Source organism: Pseudomonas sp. GW456-L12 (assembly GCF_059424045.1).
In genome coordinates this window covers 180,639-204,222 of sequence record NZ_JBWKZA010000001.1, presented here as the reverse complement: position 1 = coordinate 204,222, position 23,584 = coordinate 180,639, and the positions used below count along the sequence as shown (strand labels likewise).

The 23,584-nt window shown below is 62.3% G+C and carries 18 protein-coding genes; 12 read left to right on the top strand and 6 right to left on the bottom strand.

Going from position 1 to position 23,584, the window contains the following annotated elements; translation table 11 throughout:
- Positions 1-61: 61 nt before the first annotated feature.
- Positions 62-853: a CPBP family intramembrane glutamic endopeptidase gene (locus AC07Y9_RS01145; protein ID WP_053260294.1), complete on the bottom strand. Its 792-nt coding sequence runs from the start codon at positions 851-853 to the stop codon at positions 62-64.
- A gap of 161 nt (positions 854-1,014) precedes the next feature.
- Complete coding sequence (gene acnA / locus AC07Y9_RS01140; protein WP_102678830.1) at positions 1,015-3,756, bottom strand: aconitate hydratase AcnA; 2,742 nt, start codon at positions 3,754-3,756, stop codon at positions 1,015-1,017.
- 214 nt (positions 3,757-3,970) lie between these two features.
- On the opposite strand from acnA, the gene rlmM reads away from it, so the two are divergent.
- Together rlmM and tusA are read left to right on the top strand one after the other, a co-directional pair.
- Positions 3,971-5,044 (top strand): 23S rRNA (cytidine(2498)-2'-O)-methyltransferase RlmM, encoded by a 1,074-nt coding sequence (gene rlmM, locus AC07Y9_RS01135; protein ID WP_102678831.1) that lies wholly within the window; start codon positions 3,971-3,973, stop codon positions 5,042-5,044.
- 79 nt (positions 5,045-5,123) lie between these two features.
- Entirely contained in the window at positions 5,124-5,375 is a 252-nt protein-coding gene (gene tusA / locus AC07Y9_RS01130) for a sulfurtransferase TusA (RefSeq protein WP_007921329.1), read from the top strand.
- Here tusA and AC07Y9_RS01125 read toward each other — a convergent pair.
- Entirely contained in the window at positions 5,372-6,778 is a 1,407-nt protein-coding gene (locus AC07Y9_RS01125; protein ID WP_102678832.1) for an MATE family efflux transporter, read from the bottom strand. The two genes, tusA and AC07Y9_RS01125, sit on opposite strands and share 4 nt — an antisense overlap.
- Positions 6,779-6,957: 179 nt before the next feature.
- On the opposite strand from AC07Y9_RS01125, the gene pdxB reads away from it, so the two are divergent.
- Positions 6,958-8,103, top strand: a complete 1,146-nt coding sequence (gene pdxB / locus AC07Y9_RS01120; protein ID WP_102678833.1) for a 4-phosphoerythronate dehydrogenase PdxB — start codon at positions 6,958-6,960, stop codon at positions 8,101-8,103.
- A gap of 98 nt (positions 8,104-8,201) precedes the next feature.
- On the opposite strand, the gene AC07Y9_RS01115 is transcribed toward pdxB, so the two are convergent.
- Entirely contained in the window at positions 8,202-8,381 is a 180-nt protein-coding gene (locus tag AC07Y9_RS01115; protein WP_007921326.1) for a PA1571 family protein, read from the bottom strand.
- Positions 8,382-8,727: 346 nt separating this feature from the next.
- Between AC07Y9_RS01115 and AC07Y9_RS01110 the strand changes: the two genes are divergently transcribed.
- Positions 8,728-10,503: an ABC transporter transmembrane domain-containing protein gene (locus AC07Y9_RS01110; RefSeq protein WP_173679755.1), complete on the top strand. Its 1,776-nt coding sequence runs from the start codon at positions 8,728-8,730 to the stop codon at positions 10,501-10,503.
- A 60-nt stretch (positions 10,504-10,563) separates the two neighbouring features.
- On the opposite strand, the gene AC07Y9_RS01105 is transcribed toward AC07Y9_RS01110, so the two are convergent.
- Positions 10,564-12,492 carry a transglycosylase SLT domain-containing protein gene (locus tag AC07Y9_RS01105; protein ID WP_102678834.1) on the bottom strand — a complete coding sequence of 643 codons (1,929 nt, stop codon included), beginning with the start codon at positions 12,490-12,492 and terminating at the stop codon, positions 10,564-10,566.
- Between the two features lie 213 nt (positions 12,493-12,705).
- On the opposite strand from AC07Y9_RS01105, the gene AC07Y9_RS01100 reads away from it, so the two are divergent.
- Positions 12,706-14,625 (top strand): ATP-binding cassette domain-containing protein, encoded by a 1,920-nt coding sequence (locus tag AC07Y9_RS01100; protein ID WP_009047958.1) that lies wholly within the window; start codon positions 12,706-12,708, stop codon positions 14,623-14,625.
- An 84-nt stretch (positions 14,626-14,709) separates the two neighbouring features.
- On the opposite strand, the gene AC07Y9_RS01095 is transcribed toward AC07Y9_RS01100, so the two are convergent.
- Positions 14,710-15,147 (bottom strand): universal stress protein, encoded by a 438-nt coding sequence (locus AC07Y9_RS01095; RefSeq protein WP_007921319.1) that lies wholly within the window; start codon positions 15,145-15,147, stop codon positions 14,710-14,712.
- Positions 15,148-15,251: 104 nt separating this feature from the next.
- Here AC07Y9_RS01095 and AC07Y9_RS01090 point away from each other — a divergent pair, with 104 nt between their 5' ends.
- The 7 genes from AC07Y9_RS01090 to AC07Y9_RS01060 all read left to right on the top strand — a co-directional run bounded on the left by AC07Y9_RS01090 (position 15,252) and on the right by AC07Y9_RS01060 (position 23,496).
- Positions 15,252-15,689, top strand: a complete 438-nt coding sequence (locus tag AC07Y9_RS01090; RefSeq protein WP_102678835.1) for a hypothetical protein — start codon at positions 15,252-15,254, stop codon at positions 15,687-15,689.
- 568 nt (positions 15,690-16,257) lie between these two features.
- The gene (fadB, locus tag AC07Y9_RS01085) at positions 16,258-18,405 is read left to right on the top strand and encodes a fatty acid oxidation complex subunit alpha FadB (RefSeq protein ID WP_096373502.1); all 2,148 of its coding nucleotides are present in this window, start codon (positions 16,258-16,260) and stop codon (positions 18,403-18,405) included.
- 29 nt (positions 18,406-18,434) lie between these two features.
- Positions 18,435-19,610 (top strand): acetyl-CoA C-acyltransferase FadA, encoded by a 1,176-nt coding sequence (gene fadA, locus AC07Y9_RS01080; RefSeq protein WP_053260302.1) that lies wholly within the window; start codon positions 18,435-18,437, stop codon positions 19,608-19,610.
- 89 nt (positions 19,611-19,699) lie between these two features.
- Positions 19,700-19,936 carry a DUF1653 domain-containing protein gene (locus AC07Y9_RS01075; RefSeq protein WP_007921312.1) on the top strand — a complete coding sequence of 79 codons (237 nt, stop codon included), beginning with the start codon at positions 19,700-19,702 and terminating at the stop codon, positions 19,934-19,936.
- A gap of 114 nt (positions 19,937-20,050) precedes the next feature.
- A complete protein-coding gene (topA, locus tag AC07Y9_RS01070; RefSeq protein ID WP_007921310.1) occupies positions 20,051-22,663 on the top strand; it encodes a type I DNA topoisomerase in 2,613 nt (870 codons plus the stop codon).
- A gap of 142 nt (positions 22,664-22,805) precedes the next feature.
- Positions 22,806-23,330 carry a DUF6586 family protein gene (locus tag AC07Y9_RS01065; protein ID WP_007921306.1) on the top strand — a complete coding sequence of 175 codons (525 nt, stop codon included), beginning with the start codon at positions 22,806-22,808 and terminating at the stop codon, positions 23,328-23,330.
- Positions 23,320-23,496 (top strand): hypothetical protein, encoded by a 177-nt coding sequence (locus AC07Y9_RS01060; protein ID WP_256580872.1) that lies wholly within the window; start codon positions 23,320-23,322, stop codon positions 23,494-23,496. Before AC07Y9_RS01065 ends, AC07Y9_RS01060 begins: the two co-directional genes overlap by 11 nt.
- Positions 23,497-23,584 lie beyond the last annotated feature (88 nt).

Below are 23,584 nucleotides of genomic sequence, written 5' to 3'. Positions count from 1 at the left end.
GCAGGGGCGAGGGGGCGCGGCGAAGCCGAGGCCCGTCCAGGGAGCCCCGGCCTGGCCAGGGTCACCCCGCGAGCATCGGGTAGGTGAACAGCCCGAAGTGCAGCAGGTTCAAGCCGAAATGGGTGGCCACCGCGGCGCCCAGGCCGCCAAAACGGTAGGCCAGGCCGTAGCCGACCCCGGCGATGCTCGCCAGCAGCCACCATTGCCAGCCGGCGCCCACATGCACCAGGCCGAACAGCAGGGCCGCGCACATCAGTGCCAGGTTTTCACCATAGGGCAGGTGCTTGAGGCGACGGCTCAGGCCGCCCTGGATGTAGCCACGGAACAGCGCTTCTTCCACCAGGGTGACCAGCAGCAGGTTGTTCAGCACCCACAGCCAGGCCTGGTCCGGCCATTTCGGCGCCCAACTGATGATGCCCAGCAACACCGCTCCGCCCAGGGCCGCCAGGGCGGTCAGGGTCAAGGCCAGGGCAGTGGTATAGAGGGACAGGCGCAGCGAGCGGCGCCCGATGATCCAGGGGCAGACCAGCAACAGCCAGAAGCCGATCAGCGGCTTGTCCTGGTTCAGGTACATGGAAAACGGCACGGCATCGGCGGTGAAGCGTTGCGGGCCGATCGCCCGGCCATTGTAGAAACCGGGGAGCCAGTGCATGGCCAGCGCCAGGGCCAGCACCACGAACAGGCCGTGTCCCAGGTAGCGCGCGTAAGGGCTTTTCTGCTGGCGCACGGCAAAGCCCGCGCACAGCAGCAAGGCGACGGAAACCGCCGCCAGCAGGCCCAGTTGGCCGTAGCTCAGGGCCAGGGCGTAACCAATGGAGAGAAGTGCCAGGTACATCCATGGCAGAACAGTCATGTGAAATCCTTGTTGCGAAAAGAATGGAATCAGCCGCTCGCGCAACCTGCGTCGGCGGTTACTGGATAGAACGAGCGGGCGGCCAGTATAACGAGGCGCGGGCGATGAATAAGTGAAACAAAAACACCGCCCGTAGGCGGTGTTGGTGTTGCGGCATGGCGTTACGCGGCGATCAGTTGCCGCAGGACGTAGTGCAGGATCCCGCCGGACTTGAAGTATTCCACTTCGTTCAGGGTGTCGATGCGGCACAGCACCTCGACCTTTTCCTGGCTGCCATCCTCGCGGGTGATCACCAGGGTCAGGTTCATCCGCGGCGTCAGCTCGACACCGGTCAGGCCCTGGATATCCAGGGTTTCCTTGCCGGTGAGGTTCAGGCTCTTGCGGTTCTGGTCAAGCTTGAACTGCAGCGGCAGCACGCCCATGCCCACCAGGTTGGAGCGGTGGATGCGCTCGAAGCTCTCGGCGATCACCGCCTTGACCCCCAGCAGGTTGGTGCCCTTGGCGGCCCAGTCGCGGCTGGAGCCGGTGCCGTATTCCTGGCCGGCAATCACCACCAGCGGTGTAGCCGATTGCTGGTACAGCATGGCCGCGTCATAGATCGCCAGTTTCTCGCCGGTGGGGATGTAGATCGTGTTGCCGCCTTCTTCGCCGCCGAGCATTTCGTTGCGGATGCGGATGTTGGCGAAGGTGCCGCGCATCATCACCTGGTGGTTGCCGCGACGCGAGCCGTAGGAGTTGAAGTCCCGCGGTTCCACGCCCTGCTCGCGCAGGTAGCGGCCGGCCGGGCTGTCGGCCTTGATGTTGCCGGCCGGGGAAATGTGGTCGGTGGTCACCGAGTCGCCCAGCAGCGCCAGGACCCGCGCGCCCTCGATATCCTTGATCACCGGCAGCGGGCCGGCGATGTCGTCGAAGAAGGGTGGATGCTGGATATAGGTGGAATCCGCCTGCCACACGTAGGTCGCGGCCTGCGGTACTTCGATGGCTTGCCACTGGGCATCGCCGGCGAACACCTCGGCGTATTCCTTGTGGAACATCCGGGTGTTGACCTGGGTGACGGCCTCGGCGATTTCCTGGCTGCTCGGCCAAATGTCGCGCAGGTAGACCGGCTTGCCGTCCTTGCCTTCGCCCAGCGGTTCGCTGCTGATATCGATGCGCACGCTGCCGGCCAGGGCATAGGCCACCACCAGCGGCGGCGAGGCCAGCCAGTTGGTTTTCACCAGCGGGTGCACCCGGCCTTCGAAGTTGCGGTTGCCGGACAGCACCGAGGCGACGGTCAGGTCGGCTTTCTGGATGGCTTTCTCGATCGGCTCCGGCAAGGGGCCGGAGTTGCCGATGCAGGTGGTGCAGCCGTAACCCACCAGGTCGAAGCCGAGGGCGTCGAGGTATTGGGTCAACCCGGCGGCCTTGTAGTAGTCGGTGACCACTTTCGAACCCGGCGCCAGCGAACTCTTCACCCAGGGCTTGCGCTTGAGGCCTTTTTCCACAGCCTTTTTCGCCACCAGGCCGGCGGCCATCATCACGCTGGGGTTGGAGGTGTTGGTACAGGAGGTAATGGCGGCGATCACCACCGCACCGTTTTTCAGGCGGTAGGTCTGACCATTGTGGGCGTAATCGACTTCGCCTATCAGGTCGGCGCTGCCCACGGCCACGCCGCCACCGCCTTCGCTTTCCAGGCGGCCTTCTTCCTTGCTGGTGGGCTTGAACTGCAGATCGAGAAAGTCGGTGAAGGCCTGGCCGACGTTGGGCAGGGAGACCCGGTCCTGCGGCCGCTTCGGCCCGGCCAGGCTGGCTTCCACCGTGCCCATGTCCAGCGCCAGGCTGTCGGTGAATACCGGCTCCTTGCCTGGCAGGCGCCACAGGCCCTGGATCTTGCTGTAGGCCTCCACCAGTTTCACCACAGCGTCCGGGCGGCCGGACAGGCGCAGGTATTCCAGGGTGACGTCATCCACCGGGAAGAAGCCGCAGGTGGCGCCGTATTCCGGGGCCATGTTGGCGATGGTGGCGCGGTCGGCCAGCGGCAAGTCGGCCAGGCCGTCGCCATAGAACTCGACGAATTTGCCGACCACGCCTTTCTTGCGCAGCATCTGGGTGACGGTCAGCACCAGGTCGGTGGCGGTGATGCCTTCCTTGAGCTTGCCGGTCAGTTTGAAACCTATGACTTCCGGGATCAGCATCGACACCGGCTGGCCGAGCATCGCCGCCTCGGCCTCGATGCCGCCGACGCCCCAGCCGAGTACGCCGAGGCCGTTGATCATGGTGGTGTGGGAGTCGGTGCCGACCAGGGTGTCGGGGAAGGCATAGGTGCGGCCGTCTTCGTCCTTGGTCCAGACCGTACGGCCCAGGTATTCCAGGTTGACCTGGTGACAGATCCCGGTGCCCGGTGGCACCACGCTGAAGTTGTCGAAGGCGTTCTGGCCCCAGCGCAGGAAGGCATAACGCTCGCCGTTGCGCTGCATTTCAATGTCGACGTTCTGTTCGAAGGCGGTGTTGCTGCCGAACTTGTCGACCATCACCGAGTGGTCGATTACCAGGTCCACCGGTGACAGCGGGTTGATGCGTTGCGGGTCGCCGCCGGCCTTGGCCATGGCCGCGCGCATGGCCGCCAGGTCGACCACCGCCGGCACGCCGGTGAAGTCTTGCATCAGCACCCGCGCCGGGCGGTACTGGATCTCGCGATCCGAGCGGCGCTCCTTGAGCCAGGCGGCGAGGGCCTTGAGGTCGGCGCCGGTGACGGTCTTTTCGTCTTCCCAGCGCAGCAGGTTTTCCAGCAGGACTTTCAACGACATCGGCAGTTTGTCGAGATCGCCAAGGCGCTTGGCGGCTTCCGGCAGGCTGAAGTAGTGGTAGGTCTTGTCGTCGATTTTTAATGTTTTAAGGGTTTTCAGGCTATCGAGGGACGGCATTGAATCACTCCTTTTGGTCCGCACGGCTACGGACCTGACGGGACGGGCAGAGCTCTTAACCTAGCCCTGTTTTCAGTAGCTGGCTAATAACTGGACTCTATGGACAAGTCCAAGGTTCCGAACTCGGCTATCATGCGCCGGTTTTCGTGACAGGCTTTGCGCGCACTTCGGGCAGGTTTGCGCATGATTCATTGCCCATTGCCCAGGAGATTCGATGAACACCCTCTTTATGCACTGCCGGCCGGGCTTCGAAGGCGAAGTCTGTTCCGAGATCGCCGACCATGCCGCGCGCCTGAACGTGGCCGGGTACGCCAAGGCCAAGCCGAGCACCGCCTGTGCCGAGTTTGTGTGCAGCGGGGAAGACGGCGCCGAGCGCCTGATGCGCGAGCTGCGTTTCGCCGAGCTGATCTTCCCGCGGCAATGGGCGCGGGGCGTCTTCGTCGATCTGCCGGAAACCGACCGCATCAGCGTGATCCTGGCCCACCTGGCGAGCTTCCCGACCTGCGGCAGCCTGTGGCTGGAAGTGCTGGATACCAATGACGGCAAGGAGCTGTCGAACTTCTGCAAGAAATTCGAAGCACCGCTGCGCAAGGCCCTGACGGCGGCCGGCAAGCTGGTGGACGATGCCGGCAAGCCGCGTTTGCTGCTGACCTTCAAAAGCGGCCGCGAGGTGTTTGTCGGCCTGGCGGACGCAGGCAATTCGGCCATGTGGCCGATGGGCATTCCGCGCCTGAAGTTCCCCCGTGAGGCGCCTAGCCGTTCGACCCTGAAGCTGGAGGAGGCCTGGCACCATTTCATTCCTCGCGATCAGTGGGACGAGCGTCTGCACGGCGACATGACTGGCGTCGACCTGGGCGCCGCCCCGGGTGGCTGGACCTGGCAACTGGTCAACCGCGGCATGCTGGTCACCGCTGTCGATAACGGGCCTATGGCCGAAAGCCTGATGGACACCGGCCTGGTGCAGCACCTGATGGCCGACGGTTTCACCTTCAAGCCCAAGCAGCCGGTGGACTGGATGGTCTGCGACATCGTCGAGAAGCCGGCGCGCAACGCGGCCTTGCTGGAAACCTGGATCGGTGAGGGCCACTGCCGCGAAGCGGTGGTCAACCTGAAGCTGCCGATGAAGCAGCGTTACGCGGAAGTGAAGCGCTTGCTCGAGCGGATCGAGGACGGCTTCAAGGCCCGCGGCATTCGTGTGGCCATTGGCTGCAAGCAGCTGTACCACGACCGCGAAGAAGTGACCTGCCACCTGCGCCGGCTGGATGAAAAGAAGCCCAAGGCCCGTTGATCGTGGTTGCGGCGCAATGCCACAGATAGCGTCGATGCCGGCATTGCGCGACAATGCCGGCCAGTTTCAGGAGTGAGTTATGAGTCAAATCATCGATACGCCGGTCGACGGCACGCTGGACGCCACCGGGCTCAATTGCCCGGAGCCGGTCATGATGCTGCACCAGCATATTCGTGACCTGCAGCCCGGCGGCCTGCTCAAGGTGATCGCCACCGATCCCTCGACCCGCCGCGACATCCCCAAGTTCTGCGTATTCCTCGACCATGAGCTGGTCGCCCAGCAGGAAGAGGCCGGTACCTATCTGTACTGGATTCGCAAGAAGTCCGGTTAAGCCACCGCCTGGCTGATGCGGATCCGCTTGCGCGCGCTGCGCGCCAGGCGGATCGACAGCATCAGCGCCGCGCAACTCAGGCCGGCGATCAAGCCTTCCCACAACCCGCTCGGGCCGCTGGCAGGGCCGAACCAGTCGGTCAGCCCCAGCACATACCCCACCGGCAAACCGATGCCCCAATAGGCGAGCAGCGTCAGGACCATGGTCACCCGGGTGTCCTGGTAGCCACGCAGCGCACCGGCGCAGATCACCTGGATCGCGTCGGAGAATTGGTAGAGCGCGGCATACACGATCAACATCGCCGCCACCTGGATCACCGCGGTGTCCGGAGTGTAGATCGAGGCGATGGACTCACGCAGCAGCAGGATCAGGCTCGCGGAGAACAGGGCGAAGGCCAGCGCCGCGCCCAGGCCGACGCCGGCGGCGAAGCGTGCCTGATGCGGGTTGCCGGCGCCCAGGGCCTGGCCGACCCGCACCGTGACCGCCATGCCCAGGGAATACGGAATCATGAACAGCAGGGAACTGATGTTGAGGGCGATCTGGTGCCCGGCCACCACCGTGGCGCCGAGGCTGCCGATCAGCAGGGCGATCACTGCGAAGATGCTCGATTCGGCAAACACCGCGATGCCGATCGGCAGGCCGACGCTCAGCAAACGCTTGATCACCGCCCATTGCGGCCAGTCGAAACGCTTGAACAGCTGGCTGCTCTGGTAGGCCGGGGCCCAGCGGGTCCAACCCGCCATGGCCAGCATCATCGCCCACATCACGATGGCCGTGGCCCAGCCGCAACCGACGCCGCCCATGGCCGGCACGCCGAGGTGGCCATAAATGAACACGTAGTTGATGGGGATGTTCAGGGCCAGGCCGAACAGGCCGATGACCATGCTTGGCCGGGTGCGGCCCAGGGCATCGCTGCAGCAACGCAGCACGTAATACAGCGCCACCGCCGGCAGGCCGCTGGCGATGCCGTGCAGGTATTCCATGCAGGGGCCGATCAGCGTCGGGTCGACCTTCATCAGGTGCAGCACCGGCTCGGCACTGACCAGAATCAGGCTGGCGCTCAGGCCGACCGCCAGGGCCAGCCACAGCGCCTGGCGCACGATCGGGCCGATCTCGCCATAGGTGCCGGCGCCAACCCGCTGGGCCACCTTGGGCGTGGTGGCCAGCAGGGTGCCGGTCATCAACAGGAACACCGGGATCCAGATCGAGTTACCCAGCGCCACCGCCGCCAGGTCCCGTGGGCTGACCCGTCCGGCCATCACCGCATCGACGAAGCCCATGGCCGTGGTCGCCAGCTGCGCGATCATGATCGGCAAGGCCAGGGCCAGCAGGCTGCGCAGTTCAAGGCGCACCCGGGCCGGGCGGTTGAGGGAAGTGGCGGGAGTATTGATCACGGAATTCACAGGCGAAGCGTCCACAGGGTTGATGCGCAGGGCGGCGTATTCTACGCATTGACGGATGAGTCAGGAAAAAACCTCTGTTGTCGATTTGTAAGTGCCGGCGGCGGTTGACGGAGTGGATTGCTCGCTGGCCGAAAATGGCCTTCTACGCCTAAACTGCGGCACCGCGAAAGGAGCCTGCCATGCTGATTGTTGCCGACGAAAATATTCCCCTGCTCGATGCCTTTTTTGCCGGCTTCGGCGAGATCCGCCGTTTCCCGGGGCGGGCCATCGACCGCGCCGCCATCGAGGGCGCCGATGTGCTGCTGGTGCGTTCGGTGACCCAGGTCAGCCGCGCCTTGCTCGAAGGTAGCCAGGTGCGGTTTGTCGGTACCTGCACCATTGGCACCGATCACCTGGACCTCGAGTATTTCCAGGAGGCGGGCATTCGCTGGTCCAGCGCGCCAGGCTGTAATGCGCGCGGGGTGGTCGACTATGTGCTGGGCAGCCTGCTGACCCTGGCGGAAATCGAAGGCGCCGACCTGACGCAACGCACTTACGGCGTGGTGGGCGCGGGCGAGGTCGGTGGACGGCTGATCGAGGTGCTGCGCGGCCTGGGCTGGAAGGTCCTGGTCTGCGACCCGCCACGGCAGGTGGCGGAAGGTGGCGACTACGTCAGCCTGGAACAGATCCTCGCCCAGTGCGATGTCATCAGCCTGCACACCCCCTTGACCAAGGCCGGCGAGCTGCCGACCTGGCACCTGCTGGACAAGCAGCGCCTGCGGCAACTGCGCCCCGGTGCCTGGCTGATCAACGCCAGCCGTGGCGCGGTGGTGGATAACACTGCCCTGCGTGAAGTGCTGCTCGAGCGTGAGGACTTGCAGGCGGTGCTGGATGTCTGGGAGGGCGAGCCCCAGGTCGACGTGGCCCTGGCCGAGCTGTGCGTACTGGCTACGCCGCACATCGCCGGTTACAGCCTCGATGGTCGGCAGCGCGGGACGGCGCAGATCTATCAGGCGCTGTGCGATTACCTTGGGCAGCCGCAAGCGATTCATTTGCGCGACCTGCTGCCCCGGCCATGGTTGTCGGAGGTGAGCCTCGATGCCCATAGCGACCCGGCCTGGTCCCTGGCGATGATCTGCCGAGCGGTCTACGACCCGCGGCGCGACGATGCGGATTTCCGCCGCAGCCTGGTGGGCAGCGTGGCCGAGCAGCGCGCGGCCTTCGATGCGTTGCGCAAGGGTTATCCGCCGCGCCGTGAAATCGATGGGTTGGCCGTGCGCATCCAGGGCGAAGCGCCAGGCTTGCAGCAGATCGTCTCGGCCTTGGGCGCGGTGTCGGTTCGCTGAAGGCTCGAACCCAGTCGTTTGTGACGGAGCGACAAGGAATCCGGCAGGCATAAAAAACCCGGCTTCAGGGCCGGGTCAAGAGGACGTGAGGCTATGTGTCAATCTTGCTGCGCAGGCTTGACCAGTCGCTTTTCCAGTTCGCGGCAGGCGTTCTGGATCATGTCTTCGGTGATCGGTACTTCGCGACCCTGGGCGTCGATGATGGCGCATCCCAGAGACTGGTCGGGGTGGGTACGAATCACTTCAATCTTGTCATTGCTGCTGTTTTGCAAGGACATGGCCTGTCTCCTCATCAGGTTGTGCGCTTACTTTAAAACCGCCAGGTGACCAAGCTGTGACAACTCCCTGCAAGGTCCCACTACGGCGTTTTCTATCCGGGGAGTCCTCAGTCCAACAGAAATGTCTGTGGACTTCCACTCGGACCTTAGACCAATAGCATCTAGGCTCTAGTGTTGGCGGACATAATTAACCTGACTCATTTTGATTTACCCAAGTTCCAGGAAATGCAGGTTCCAAGAAACAGTTTCCAGGAAAATCGGTTCCGACAAACAGCGCTCAACCTCATCGCCTTGCTGGGTCACGCGGCGGTGAATGGGGCGGGGCCGTTCCCAGGTGTGCTCCCGGATGAACTTCATGCTTTCTTCGCGTCAACGCCGGGCGATTCGCCTGGCCAGTCGTTTCATCGCGCCTTATCGCTGGCAGGCCCTGGGGGCGTTGCTGGCGCTGGTGGTGACCGCGGGCATCACCTTGTCCATGGGGCAGGGCATCCGCCTGTTGGTGGACCGGGGCTTCATGACCGGGTCGCCGGATTTGCTCAACCAGTCCATCGGCCTGTTTCTGTTATTGGTGCTGGGGCTGGCGGTGGGGACGTTCGTGCGTTTCTACCTGGTGTCATGGATTGGCGAGCGTTGCGTGGCGGACATCCGTCGGCAGGTGTTCAACCATCTGATCTACCTGCACCCGGGGTTCTATGAGAACAATCGCAGCTCGGAGATCCAGTCGCGGCTGACCGCCGATACCACCTTGCTGCAATCGGTGATCGGCTCGTCGCTCTCGCTGTTTTTGCGTAATGCGCTGATGGTCATCGGCGGCATCGTGCTGCTGTTTGTCACCAACCCCAAGCTCACCAGCATCGTGGTGATCGCCTTGCCCCTGGTGTTGGCGCCGATCCTGATTTTCGGCCGCCGGGTGCGCAGCCTGTCGCGCTTGAGCCAGGACCGTATTGCCGATGTCGGCAGCTACGTGGCGGAAACCCTGGGCCAGATCAAGACCGTCCAGGCCTATAACCACCAGCCCCAGGATGAGCAACGCTTTGCCCAGACGGTGGAAGAGGCGTTCAACACCGCGCGCCGGCGTATCGTCCAGCGCGCCTGGCTGATCACCCTGGTGATCGTGCTGGTGCTGGGAGCGGTCGGGGTGATGCTCTGGGTCGGCGGCATGGATGTGATCGCCGGGCGTATTTCCAGTGGCGAGCTGGCGGCCTTTGTCTTCTACAGCCTGATCGTCGGCAGTGCCTTCGGCACCTTGAGCGAGGTGATCGGCGAGCTGCAACGGGCCGCCGGCGCGGCGGAGCGGATTGCCGAGTTGCTGCGTTCGGAAAACCTGATCCAGCCGCCGAGCGACGGCCCGGCCAGCTTGCCCGAGCGGGTGCGGGGCGAGCTGGTGCTGGAGAACTTGCGCTTCTCTTATCCGTCGCGTCCGGACAGTTACGCCGTCGATGGCTTGAGCCTGACTATCCACGAGGGGGAAACCCTGGCGCTGGTCGGGCCGTCGGGGGCGGGCAAGTCGACCCTCTACGATCTGCTGCTGCGCTTCTACGACCCGGAGCAGGGGCGCATCCTGCTCGATGGCGTGCCCTTGACCCAGCTCGACCCGCAGGATGTGCGTCGCTGTTTTGCCCTGGTGTCGCAAAGCCCGGCGCTGTTCTTCGGCAGCATCGAGGAGAACATTCGTTATGGCAAACCCTCGGCCACCGCGGAGCAGGTCAGGGAGGCGGCAAGGATCGCCTACGCCCATGACTTCATCGAGAACATGCCCGAGGGTTACCGGACCCATCTCGGCGACGCGGGGCTGGGACTGTCCGGCGGCCAGCGCCAGCGCCTGGCGATTGCCCGGGCGCTGCTGGTGGATGCGCCGATCCTGTTGCTGGATGAAGCCACCAGCGCCCTGGATGCCCAGAGCGAGCATTTGATCCAGCAAGCCTTGCCGAGCCTGATGAAGAATCGCACCACCCTGGTGATCGCCCATCGCCTGGCCACGGTGAAAAACGCCGACCGGATCGCGGTGATGGATCAGGGCCGGCTGGTGGCGGTGGGCACCCATCAGGAGCTGATCGCCAGCAATCCACTGTATGCGCGCCTGGCAGCCTTGCAGTTCAGCGATGGCCAGTCTGTGTCCTGACCTTGCGCTGGAAACGAAAATGCCCGCATCGCTGCGGGCATTTTTATGAGGCGTTATCGCTTACTGATCGTCGAAATACCGCTCATGCCAATCCACCAGTGGTTGTGGCGAATTGAGCTTCTGGCCGTAGATCACCGAATAGGACAGCACGTTCTGCACGTACTGGCGGGTTTCGTCGAACGGAATGCTCTCCACCCAGACGTCGAAGCTCAGGTGGTCGGCGCCACGGAGCCATTGGCGCACGCGTCCGGGGCCGGCGTTGTAGGCGGCGGAGGCGAGCACCCGGTTGCCGTTGAACTGGCTGTGCACCTGGCTCAGGTAGGCGGCGCCGAGCTGGATGTTCTTGTCCGGGTTCAGCACTTGTTGTGGCGAGGCCAGCGGGATGCTGAACTTGCGTGCGGTTTCCTTCGCGGTGCCGGGCATCAGTTGCATCAGACCGGCCGCGCCGACGCCTGAACGAGCGTCGTCCATGAACGCGCTTTCCTGGCGGGTGATCGCGAAGACCCAGCTCGAGTGCAGGCCACGGACCTTGGCTTCGCGTACCAGGGTGTCGCGGTGGGCCATCGGGAAACGGATGTCCAGGTCGTCCCAGTACTTCGCCTGGCTGATGGTGCGAATGGCCGGGAAGTACCATTTCAGGTCATAGGCCAGCTTGGCCTGGGCGACCATTTCGTCACGGTTGAAATGACGGCTGACGTGGTACCACTCACGCCGGCCATCGACGATCTGGCCACGGGCATGAAACTCCAGGGCGCGCCGCACGCCGGGCGTATTGCGCACCTTGTTGATCACTTGCTGGCTGAGCACCAGCGGTTTGTTGTTCAGCTGATAAGGCAGTTGGGTACGGTCGGCCGCGAGGAAACCATAGAAGTCGCGCTCGTTGGCCAAGCCTTTGTAGAGGGTCTGGGCCTGGGGGTTCTGCGGTTGGGCCAGTTCCAGGCTGCGCGCTTGCCAGTAGCGCCAGCGGTTGGTGGTCGCCAGGTCCTGGGGCAGCTTGCGGGTCAGTTGGTAGGCGTCTTCCCAGCGAGCCAGACGCAACAGCAGGCGCAGGCGCCATTCGGAAACCGTGTTGTCGCGCAACTCGGGATCGTATTTGGTCATCACTTCAAGGCCTCGGCTGTCGAAGCGCCGGGCCAGGGTCAGGCCGATTTCCCGGGCGATCGCCACTTTTTCGTCACGGGAGAAATGCATGCTGCTGGCATAACCGTCGAGCAGGGCCATGGCCCTGTCCGGATCCTGGCGGGCCAGGCGGCGCAGACCCAGGCCGACCACGTCGGACATGGCTTCGCTGGCTGGAGTGAAGCGCGACGGCTGGCTGAGCAGTTCGGGCTTCTGGGCAACGTCTACTAGCAGCCGGCCCTGAGGGGCGAGGGTGGTCATGCTGTTGACCAGGCTATTGGCCAGCGGATAGTTGCGGGCCTCGGCGGCCAGCTTGGCGCGCTGCCAGCGCTTCTGTTCGGTCAATTGGCCTTCGGCGGCCCACTGGGCGAACAGCGCGTCGCAGGTGGCGGGCAGGGATTTGCCGCTGAGCCAGAGCTTGTCGGTGGCGGCGTAACCTTCGGCCTTGAGGTTGTGGCCCAGCTGGTATTGCGCGTTCAGGCAGTCCAGCTCGGTGAAGTTGAGCTTGGGGTCGTAATACTTGACGAAGGTGGCCCAGTCGCCGCGTTCGGCCAGCCAGCGCAACCAGCGCAGTTTCATCCAGTTGGCCTGGGGCAGGTCGCCGTGTTCACGGAGAAACTTTTCGATCTCGGCGTTGCTGGCGGTCTTTAGCCGGGCGGTCAGTTCGTCATAGGCCAGATAGGGCTCGAGCGGGTAGTCGGCCAGGACCTGGCTGTAGCGGAAATACGGACCGGAGTCGCCCTTGGCCAGGGCGCGCTTGGCTTCATCGTAATATTGACGCTGGAGTGAGAGGTCCGCGGCCTGAGCGGTGTGCACGGCAGAGGCAGAAAGAAGCAGGCAGGATAAAACGCTGAAAAGGCGACTGCGCATGAGACATCCGGGCAGAGAAATCATGACAAGTGCCGACAATGCCAACACTGATTATTCCCTAGCTTAGCCTTTTGCCAGCAGCGGGTGAAAGCTTTGCCGGCCTCTTGTCGCCAGTTCGCTGCAAATGTTGTTCAGGGTGCTTCAGGAGTGAAAATGCCGGCCTTCTGAGGCCTCAACTCAGGTAGAATGCGCGCCCGGTTTTTGGAGAAGCTCATGACCCTGCTCAAATTCAGCGATGTGTCCCTTGCGTTCGGCGCTATGCCGTTGTTGGACAAGGTGTCCTGGCAGATCGCCCGTGGTGAGCGGGTGTGCATCATCGGCCGCAACGGCACTGGCAAATCCAGCATGCTGAAGCTGGTCAAGGGCGATCAGAAGCCCGACGACGGTTCCGTATGGCGCGCGCCCGGTCTGAAAATCGGCGAATTGCCGCAGGAATTGCCGGTGGCCGACGAGCGGACGGTGTTCGACGTGGTCGCCCAGGGCCTCGATGGCGTTGGCGAATTACTGGCGCAGTATCACCACCTGAGCCAGAACATCGTCACCGATGCCGATCTGGAAAAGCTCATGCACGTCCAGCATGACCTCGAAGCCCGTGATGGCTGGCGCTTGCAGACCCTGGTGGACAGCACCCTGAGCCGCCTGCAGTTGCCGGCCGACAAGACCCTCGCCGAGTTGTCCGGTGGCTGGCGTCGTCGCGTCCTGCTGGCCCAGGCCCTGGTGTCCGAGCCGGACCTGCTGCTGCTCGACGAACCGACCAACCACCTGGATATCGGCGCCATCGCCTGGCTGGAAGAAGCCCTGAAGGACTTCCAGGGCGCCGTCCTCTTTATTACCCACGACCGTTCCTTCCTGCAGAACCTGGCGACCCGGATTCTCGAGCTGGACCGTGGTGGGCTGATCGACTGGAACGGCGACTACGCCAGCTTCCTGGTGCACAAGGAGGCCGTGCTGGCGGCTGAAGAGACGGCCAACGCGCTGTTCGACAAGCGCCTGGCCCAGGAAGAAGTCTGGATTCGCCAAGGCATCAAGGCCCGCCGTACCCGTAACGAAGGCCGCGTGCGTGCCCTCAAGGCCCTGCGTGTCGAGCGCAGCGAGCGTCGCGAGCGTACCGGCAAGGCCAATATCCAGCTGGAAACCGCCGACAAGTCCGGCAAGCAGGTCATGGTGCTTGAAGACGTGAGCTTCGCTCATCCGGGCGGTCCGTTCCTGGTCAAGAATTTCTCCATGGTCCTGCAGCGCGGCGACCGTATCGGCCTGCTGGGCGCCAACGGTACCGGCAAGACCACGCTGCTCAAACTGATGCTGGGCGGCCTGGTGCCGAGCAGCGGCAAGGTGGAGGAGGGGACGCGTATCGACGTGGCCTACTTCGACCAACTGCGTCACCAGCTGGACCTGGAAAAGACCGTGATCGACAACGTCGCCGAAGGTCGCGACTTTATCGATATCGATGGCCAGAGCCGCCACGTGCTCAGCTACCTGGGGGATTTCCTGTTCAGCCCGCAGCGTGCCCGCACGCCGGTCAAGGCGCTGTCCGGTGGCGAGCGTGCTCGCTTGTTGCTGGCCAAGCTGTTCAGCAAACCGGCCAACCTGCTGGTGCTCGACGAACCGACCAACGACCTGGACGTGGAAACCCTCGAGCTGCTGGAAGAAGTGCTGCTGACCTTCCAGGGCACCGTGCTGATGGTCAGCCACGACCGGGCATTCCTCGATAACGTGGTGACCAGCACCCTGGTGTTCGAAGGTGAAGGCAAGGTTCGCGAATACGTCGGCGGTTATCAGGATTGGTTGCGCCAAGGCGGTTCGCCACGCCTGCTGGGCGTGACCGAGAACAAGTCGGGCAAGGCCGAGCTGAACTCGGCGGTGGTTGCGCCTGTGGCGGCGGCACCTGCCGCGGCACAGGAAGCACCTGCGGTCAAGAAGAAGCTCAGCTACAAGTTGCAGCGCGAGCTCGAGGCGTTGCCTGGCCAGATCGAAGCCATGGAGCAGCAGATCGCCAGCGTGGAAGCGGAAATGGCCGACGCTGGCTTCTATCAGCGTCCTGCGGCCGAGACCACGGCGGTCATCGCCCAGTTGGAACAGCTCAATGCTGAACTGGATGTGATGGTCGAGCGTTGGGCCGAGCTGGATGCCTGAGTGACCTGGCGGCAATAAAAAAGCCCGACATTCATGTCGGGCTTTTTGCAGGGCCGGTGCGGGCGGAGAATTCCGCCGGCGGGCTCAGCGTTTGACCAGGTGCACGGCCAGCACGTCGCAAGGGGCGCCGTGCAGCACGTCGTTGGCGGTCGAGCCCAGCAGCAGCGCCAGGCCGTGCCGGCCATGGCTGCCGACCACGATCAGGTCGCATTCCTGTTCCTTGGCCAGATGATGGATTTCCTGGCGTGGCTGGCCATAGGTCAGGTGGCTGTATTCCTTGGACAGCTCAGGGTATTTGGTGATGAGGCGATCGAGGCGTTCCTTGGCCTGGTCGAACTGCTGCTGTTGCAATTGGGACAGGTCCATCGGTACGTCGCCGCCGAACGCCATGGCCATCGGCTCGACGATATGCACCAGGGACAATTTGGCGCTGTTGCTGACCGACAGCTCGCGAGCCCGGTGGATAACAGGATCGCACTCTTCGGTTAGATCTACGGCGACCAGAATATGGTGGTAGGGCATGAGGTGCTCCTCCTGAGGATTGCAATAGCTTCAAGTATGGCTGGTTTCAAGCGGATTGGTTCCGACCTGGATCAATCGGCTCATCAAGAATCGGGAGTACAGATATGACGGTCTGGATAGTGGTGTCAATCCTCGCGGTGGTGTTGAGCCCGCTGGCATGGCTGCGCCCGTCGCGCCGCCAGAGCGGGCAGATCGCCCTGCGCATGGAGGCGCGCCGCATGGGCCTGGGCATGCAACTGGCGCCTCAGGAGTGGCCGCACTGGATGGATCCGCAGCCTCCAAGCCCCTGTGCGCAATACCATCGGCCGCGGCGCGGCACACAACCGGCCTGCTGGGCCTACTGGCAAAGTGCGTCGGGCGTGTGGGTCAACCAATGGCGGGAAGCCTGTGCGGATCCTGCCTTGCTCGAGCACTTTCGCACGCTGCCGGCCAACGTGTTCAAGGTCGAGGCCGACCGGCAGATGATCGTCTTGTATTGGGGCGAACGTGGCGAAGCCAGTGTTTTGCAAGACATTGCCGCGGTGCTCAAGGCGCTGGCGTGAAGCATGACCTGCGCCGCAATGGCACAGGTTATTGAAAGGCAGGCAATAAAAAGCCCGACAAGGTCGGGCTGGGTTGGCCAGGCAGGCCGGTAAATCCTTTCTGATCCCCTGGTTCTGAGCGGCGGGGGATGAGAGTTGTCGCTGATCTTACGCCTGGTTTTCGGCCAGGCATCCATATTTTTGCTCCAGGATTGTGCCAGCGTAGCCGCGAATCGGTTATGGGGGCGACGTATTAGGGCGACTTTTCTAAAGATTGATTCTATGAATGTCCTGAGATGAGCAGGCTTGTTGATGGTGCGTGCCCGTCTGGAATGACTAAGAAGTCGCGTTTCAAACAACCTTTTGGGCGATTGACAATTGTCGGATTTTGCCTGAATGTGGCGTACCCAAATCAAACGGGCGTATGAATTGAGCGTTTGTATTACCAGACGGCTCTTCCAGAATCCCGACTATCGCGTTGGCGGGTGTGCCTGGCGGATTGGCGTAGCATCGATGGAAACGTCGTTGCCGAGTCAGAAGTTAGCGTCCGACGTGTACTGTTCAGCTTCCATATCGTGGAGATCAGTTGATGATTTACGAAGGTAAAGCCATCACGGTTAAGGCTCTTGAAAGTGGCATCGTCGAATTGAATTTCGACCTCAAGGGTGAGTCCGTCAACAAGTTCAACCGTCTTACCCTGAACGAATTGCGTTCGGCCGTGGACGCCATCAAGGCAGATGCGTCGGTCAAGGGTGTGATCGTCAGCAGTGGCAAGGACGTCTTCATCGTCGGCGCCGACATCACCGAATTTGTCGACAACTTCAAGCTGCCGGATGCAGAGCTTGTCGCAGGCAACCTCGAAGCCAACAAGATTTTCAGCGATTTCGAAGACCTCAACGTTCCGACCGTTGCCGCGATCAATGGCATCGCGCTGGGCGGCGGTCTGGAAATGTGCCTGGCAGCTGACTATCGCGTCATGTCCTCCAGCGCCAAGATCGGCCTGCCGGAAGTCAAGCTGGGCATCTACCCGGGCTTCGGCGGTACCGTTCGCCTGCCACGCATCATCGGTGCCGACAACGCCATCGAATGGATTGCCGCCGGCAAGGAAAACCGTGCTGAAGACGCACTGAAAGTCGGTGCGGTCGACGCTGTCGTCGCTCCGGAAAAACTGCATGAAGCGGCCCTGGCCACCGTCAAGCGCGCCATCTCCGGCGAGTTCGACTACAAGGCCAAGCGTCAGCCGAAGCTGGAAAAGCTCAAGCTCAACGCCATCGAACAGATGATGTCCTTCGAAACCGCCAAGGGTTTTGTCGCCGGCCAGGCTGGCCCGAACTACCCGGCGCCGGTCGAAGCCATCAAGACCATCCAGAAAGCCGCCAACTTCGGTCGTGACAAGGCGCTGGAAGTCGAGGCAACAGGCTTCGTCAAACTGGCCAAGACCTCTGCTGCGCAGAGCCTGATCGGCCTGTTCCTGAATGACCAGGAACTGAAGAAAAAGGCCAAGGCCTACGACGAAATCGCCCACGATGTGAAGCAGGCCGCCGTACTCGGTGCCGGCATCATGGGGGGCGGAATCGCCTACCAGTCGGCGTCCAAAGGCACGCCGATCCTGATGAAAGACATCAACGAACACGGTATCGAGCAAGGCCTGGCGGAAGCCGCCAAGCTGCTGGTCGGCCGTGTCGATAAAGGTCGCATGACCGCGGCGAAGATGGCCGAAGTGCTCAACGGCATTCGTCCAACGCTGTCCTACGGTGACTTCGGCCACGTCGACCTGGTGGTCGAGGCGGTCGTCGAGAACCCTAAGGTCAAGCAAGCGGTTCTGGCCGAAGTCGAAGACCAGGTCAAGGAGGACACTATCCTCGCTTCGAACACCTCGACCATTTCCATCAGCCTGCTGGCCAAGGCCCTCAAGCGTCCGGAAAACTTCGTCGGCATGCACTTCTTCAACCCGGTGCACATGATGCCGCTGGTCGAAGTCATCCGTGGCGAGAAGTCCAGCGAGCTGGCCGTGGCCACCACCGTTGCCTACGCCAAGAAAATGGGCAAGAACCCGATCGTGGTCAACGACTGCCCGGGCTTCCTGGTCAACCGCGTGCTGTTCCCGTACTTCGGCGGTTTCGCCAAGCTGGTCAGCGCCGGCGTGGACTTCGTGCGCATCGACAAGGTCATGGAAAAATTCGGCTGGCCGATGGGCCCGGCGTACCTGATGGACGTGGTCGGTATCGACACCGGTCACCACGGTCGTGACGTGATGGCCGAAGGTTTCCCGGATCGTATGAAAGACGACCGTCGTTCGGCTATCGATGTGCTCTACGAAGCCAAGCGCCTGGGTCAGAAGAACGGCAAGGGTTTCTACGCCTACGAGGCCGACAAGAAAGGCAAGCAGAAGAAGGTGGCCGACCCGTCGGTGCTGGAAGTGCTCAAGCCTATCGTGTACGAGCAGCGTGAAGTCACTGACGAGGATATCGTCAACTGGATGATGATCCCGCTGTGCCTGGAAACCGTTCGTTGCCTGGAAGACGGCATCGTCGAAACCGCGGCCGAAGCCGACATGGGCCTGGTATACGGTATTGGTTTCCCTCCATTCCGTGGTGGTGCGCTGCGCTACATCGACTCGATCGGTGTTGCCGAGTTCGTTGCCCTGGCCGACCAGTACGCCGATCTGGGCGCGCTGTACCACCCGACCGCGAAGCTGCGCGAGATGGCCAAGAACGGCCAGAGCTTCTTCGGTTAAGCGCCCCCTACTAGAGCGAGAGTGAATATATGAGCTTGAATCCTAGAGACGTCGTGATTGTCGACTTCGGTCGTACTCCGATGGGCCGCTCCAAGGGCGGCATGCACCGCAACACCCGCGCCGAAGACATGTCGGCGCACCTGATCAGCAAATTGCTGGAACGCAACGCCAAGGTCGATCCGGCGGAAGTCGAGGACGTGATCTGGGGCTGTGTGAACCAGACCCTGGAGCAGGGCTGGAACATCGCGCGCATGGCGTCGCTGATGACCCAGATCCCGCACACCTCGGCCGGCCAGACCGTCAGCCGTCTGTGTGGCTCGTCGATGAGCGCGCTGCACACCGCCGCGCAGGCGATCATGACCGGCAACGGTGACGTCTTCGTGGTGGGTGGCGTCGAGCACATGGGCCACGTGAGCATGATGCATGGCGTCGACCCGAACCCGCACATGTCCCTGTACGCGGCGAAAGCCTCGGGCATGATGGGCCTGACCGCCGAGATGCTCGGCAAGATGCACGGCATTACCCGTGAGCAACAGGATGCCTTTGGCCTGCGCTCCCACCAACTCGCCCACAAGGCGACGGTGGAAGGCAAGTTCAAGGACGAAATCATCCCGATGCAGGGTTACGACGAGAACGGTTTCCTGAAACTGTTCGACTACGACGAAACCATTCGTCCCGAGACCACCCTGGAAAGCCTGGCGGCCCTCAAGCCGGCCTTCAATCCGAAGGGCGGCACCGTGACGGCCGGTACTTCGTCGCAGATCACCGACGGTGCTTCGTGCATGATCGTGATGTCGGCGCAGCGTGCCCAGGACCTGGGTATCCAGCCGCTGGCGGTGATCCGCTCGATGGCGGTGGCGGGTGTGGATCCGGCGATCATGGGCTATGGTCCAGTACCGGCCACGCAGAAAGCACTGAAGCGCGCGGGCCTGGGAATCACCGATATCGACTTCTTCGAGCTCAACGAAGCTTTCGCGGCGCAGGCTCTGCCGGTGCTGAAAGATTTGAAAGTGCTCGACAAGATGAACGAGAAGGTTAACCTGCACGGCGGCGCGATCGCCCTGGGTCACCCATTCGGCTGTTCCGGTGCGCGTATCTCCGGCACCTTGCTCAATGTCATGAAGCAGAATGGCGGCACCTTTGGCGTGTCCACCATGTGCATTGGCCTTGGCCAGGGCATTGCCACTGTCTTCGAACGCGTTTAAGCGTTGCGTTGATGGAAGCCGGGGCCCAGTGCCCCGGTTTTTGTTTTTCTGAAGATTTATTATTTTTTATTTTGCACGAGGGCCAGAACATGCAATTACAACCCGGGCTCTATCAGCATTACAAGGGACCGCAGTACCGCGTTTTCAGCGTGGCGCGGCATTCCGAGACGGAAGAGGAAGTAGTGTTCTATCAAGCCCTGTATGGCGATTACGGCTTTTGGGTGCGCCCCTTGAGCATGTTCCTGGAGTCGGTCGAGGTTGACGGCGAGCAGGTGCCACGCTTTGCTTTGGTGCAGGCCGAACCCAGTCTTTTTTCGCAGCCTTAAGCTGAGGTCGCGCAGAACCCTGCGCTTGACCTCACCTTGTTGCCACTATATATAGCGGTGCCGCGTCAGGCGCCAACCGCCTCTCACTTCTCGAATTCAGGAATTTTCCGATCCATGGGCAAATCGCTGGTCATTGTGGAATCCCCGGCTAAGGCCAAGACCATCAACAAGTACTTGGGTAACCAATACGTGGTGAAGTCGAGTATCGGCCATATCCGAGACCTGCCCACCAGTGGTTCGGCGAGCGCCGCCAAAGAGCCTGCCGCCAAGCGTGGCAAGGCGGCTGCTGGTGAAGCACCGGCGCTGTCGGCCAAGGAGAAGGCGCGCAAGCAGCTGGTCTCGCGCATGGGAGTCGATCCGGACCACGGCTGGAAAGCCAAGTATGAGATCCTTCCAGGCAAGGAAAAAGTCATCGAAGAGCTGCGCCGGCTCGCCAAGGATGCTGACACCATCTATCTCGCAACGGACTTGGACCGCGAAGGGGAGGCCATTGCCTGGCACCTGCGGGAAGCCATTGGTGGGGATGACAGCCGCTACAAGCGCGTGGTGTTCAACGAAATCACCAAGAAGGCGATCCAGGAAGCCTTCTCCCAGCCGGGCGAGCTGGATATCGATCGGGTCAACGCTCAGCAGGCGCGTCGTTTCCTCGACCGCGTGGTGGGTTACATGGTCTCGCCGCTGCTGTGGGCGAAAATCGCCCGTGGCCTGTCTGCCGGTCGCGTGCAATCGGTGGCGGTGAAGCTGGTGGTGGAGCGTGAGCGCGAAATTCGTGCCTTCATCCCTGAAGAGTACTGGGAAGTTCATGCCGACCTCGGCACCGCCAAGGGCGCCAATGTGCGCTTCGAAGTGGCGCGGGAAAACGGCGAGGCCTTCAAGCCGCTGAACGAAGCCCAGGCCATGGCGGCGCTGGAGAAGCTCAAGGCGTCGACCTACACCATCGCCAAGCGCGAAGACAAACCGACCAGCAGCAAGCCGTCGGCCCCCTTCATTACTTCCACCCTGCAGCAGGCCGCGAGCAACCGCCTGGGCTTCGGGGTGAAGAAAACCATGATGATGGCCCAGCGTCTGTATGAAGCCGGCTACATCACTTATATGCGTACCGACTCGACCAACCTCTCGGCTGATGCCCTGACGATGGCGCGGACCTATATCGAAGAAGAGTTCGGCAACAAATACCTGCCGTCCTCGCCGAACTTCTACAGCAGCAAGGAAGGGGCCCAGGAGGCGCACGAAGCGATTCGTCCGTCCGACGTGAACACCCATCCAAGCAAGCTGTCGGGCATGGAGCGTGACGCCGAGCGGCTCTACGAGCTGATCTGGCGCCAGTTCGTGGCCTGCCAGATGCTGCCGGCGCAATACCTGTCGACCACCGTCAGCGTCGCCGCTGGCGGCTTCGAGCTGCGTGCCAAGGGCCGCATCCTCAAGTTCGACGGTTACACCCGGGTCATGCCGCAGATGAGCAAGCCGGGCGATGATGATGTCCTGCCGGACATGGCGCAGGGCGATGTGCTGAAACTGATCAAGCTCGATCCGAGCCAGCACTTCACCAAGCCGCCGGCGCGTTACTCCGAAGCCAGCCTGGTCAAGGAAATGGAAAAACGTGGCATCGGTCGTCCTTCGACCTACGCGGCGATCATTTCCACCATCCAGGATCGCGGCTACGTGGCGTTGCACAACCGTCGTTTCTATTCGGAAAAGATGGGCGACATCGTCACCGAGCGTCTGTCCGAGAGCTTCTCCAACCTGATGGACTACGGCTTCACCGCCGGGATGGAAGAGCACCTCGATGACGTGGCCCAGGGCGAGCGCGATTGGAAAAACGTCCTCGACGAGTTCTACGGCGACTTCAAGAAGAAGCTCGAAGTGGCCGAAGGCAGCGACAGCGGCATGCGCGCCAACCAGCCGGTGATGACCGATATCCCGTGCCTCACCTGTGGCCGTCCGATGCAGATTCGCACCGCGTCCACTGGTGTATTCCTCGGTTGTTCGGGTTACAGCCTGCCGCCGAAAGAACGCTGCAAGGCTACCGTCAACCTGGTGCCGGGCGATGAGATCGCCGCGGACGACGAGGGTGAATCCGAGTCGCTGGTACTGCGCGGCAAGCACCGTTGCCCGATCTGCAGCACGGCGATGGACGCCTATCTGCTGGACGAGAAACGCAAGCTGCACATCTGCGGTAACAACCCGGATTGCGCGGGCTATGAGATCGAAGAGGGCAGCTATCGCATCAAGGGCTACGAAGGTCCGAGCCTGGAATGCGACAAGTGCGGCAGCGAGATGCAGCTCAAGACCGGCCGTTTCGGCAAGTTCTTCGGGTGCACCAACCCGACCTGCAAGAACACCCGCAAGCTGCTCAAGAGCGGTGACGCGGCACCACCGAAGATGGATCCGGTGAAGATGCCCGAGCTGAAATGCGAGAAGGTCAACGACACCTACATCCTGCGCGACGGGGCATCGGGTCTGTTCCTGGCGGCCAGCCAGTTCCCGAAAAACCGTGAAACCCGCGCACCGCTGGTGCTTGAGCTGATCCCGCACAAGGACGAGATCGATCCGAAGTATCACTTCCTCTGCGAAGCGCCGAAGAAGGACCCGGACGGTCGCCCGGCGGTGATCCGTTACAGCCGCAAGACCAAGGAGCAGTACGTGCAGACCGAAGTCGACGGCAAGCCGACTGGTTGGCGCGCGTTCTACGACGGTGGTAGCTGGAAGGTCGAAGACAAGCGTTAAGGTCCGCATCGGACGCTTCTGAAAAGGCCGCGTAAACCTCTCAAGGGTACGCGGCCTTTCTTTTGGGCTTGCGGTGGGCTGGAGTGTTCCATGACACTGTAAGGCCAGCCTGCTGTATCTATTCGTTGTGGAGATTGCCGTCATGGCCCACGAACTCTATACCCGTACCAACCAGAAAATTTATTTCGCCGGCCTGTCGCTGGAAGCCTTGGCGCGAGCCGAAGCGGGCGGGGCAATGAATGCTCAGGCGCTGGTGCAGGCGGGACGAGAGTCAGTGTTGTTTCACCTGTACGGTGCGCTGCTTGGCTTGTGCCATGAAATCGCCGGCTTCTATCGCCTCCCACAGGCCAATGCGCCCCGCGCGGAGCTACTGCTGACCCGTGAGGTGCTGGAAAGCATCGCCATCCCCGAACTGGCCGAGCTGGTGGAGCTGGCCCATAACCCGGAGACCTGGCTGGCGAAGCTGCTGGCAGCCCATTCGGCGATGTTCCAGCCACCGCGGGTGCCGCATAAACCCAAGGGCGATGTCACCCAGCCGTTGATTGTCGCAGTGAACCTCGATGAAGAAGAGCAGGCACCGCAGCTGAGCCGGGAAGAGCTGGAGCAATGGCGTCAGAACCTCAAGGCTTTGGCGATTCGCTTCCGTGACGGCCTGAATGAGTGTTGAGCCGCCGCTAGTACGACCCATCATTCAAGATGCGTGGGCGTTCAATAACTGCATCCAGATGTTCCCCAGTTCGATGGTCAGCGCGGTCATCAACAAGAAGCAGGCTATTACGCCGTTTTCCGATAAGGAAGCCGCCGCGAGTTTTGATTACAAGCCGAATTTCTGATGGCAAATGCCTGTTTGTAACGCCAGGCCAATAAAGAAAACCGTTTGGGCCCGCGCGAGGTCGGGGTGATGACTGATATAATCCCGGC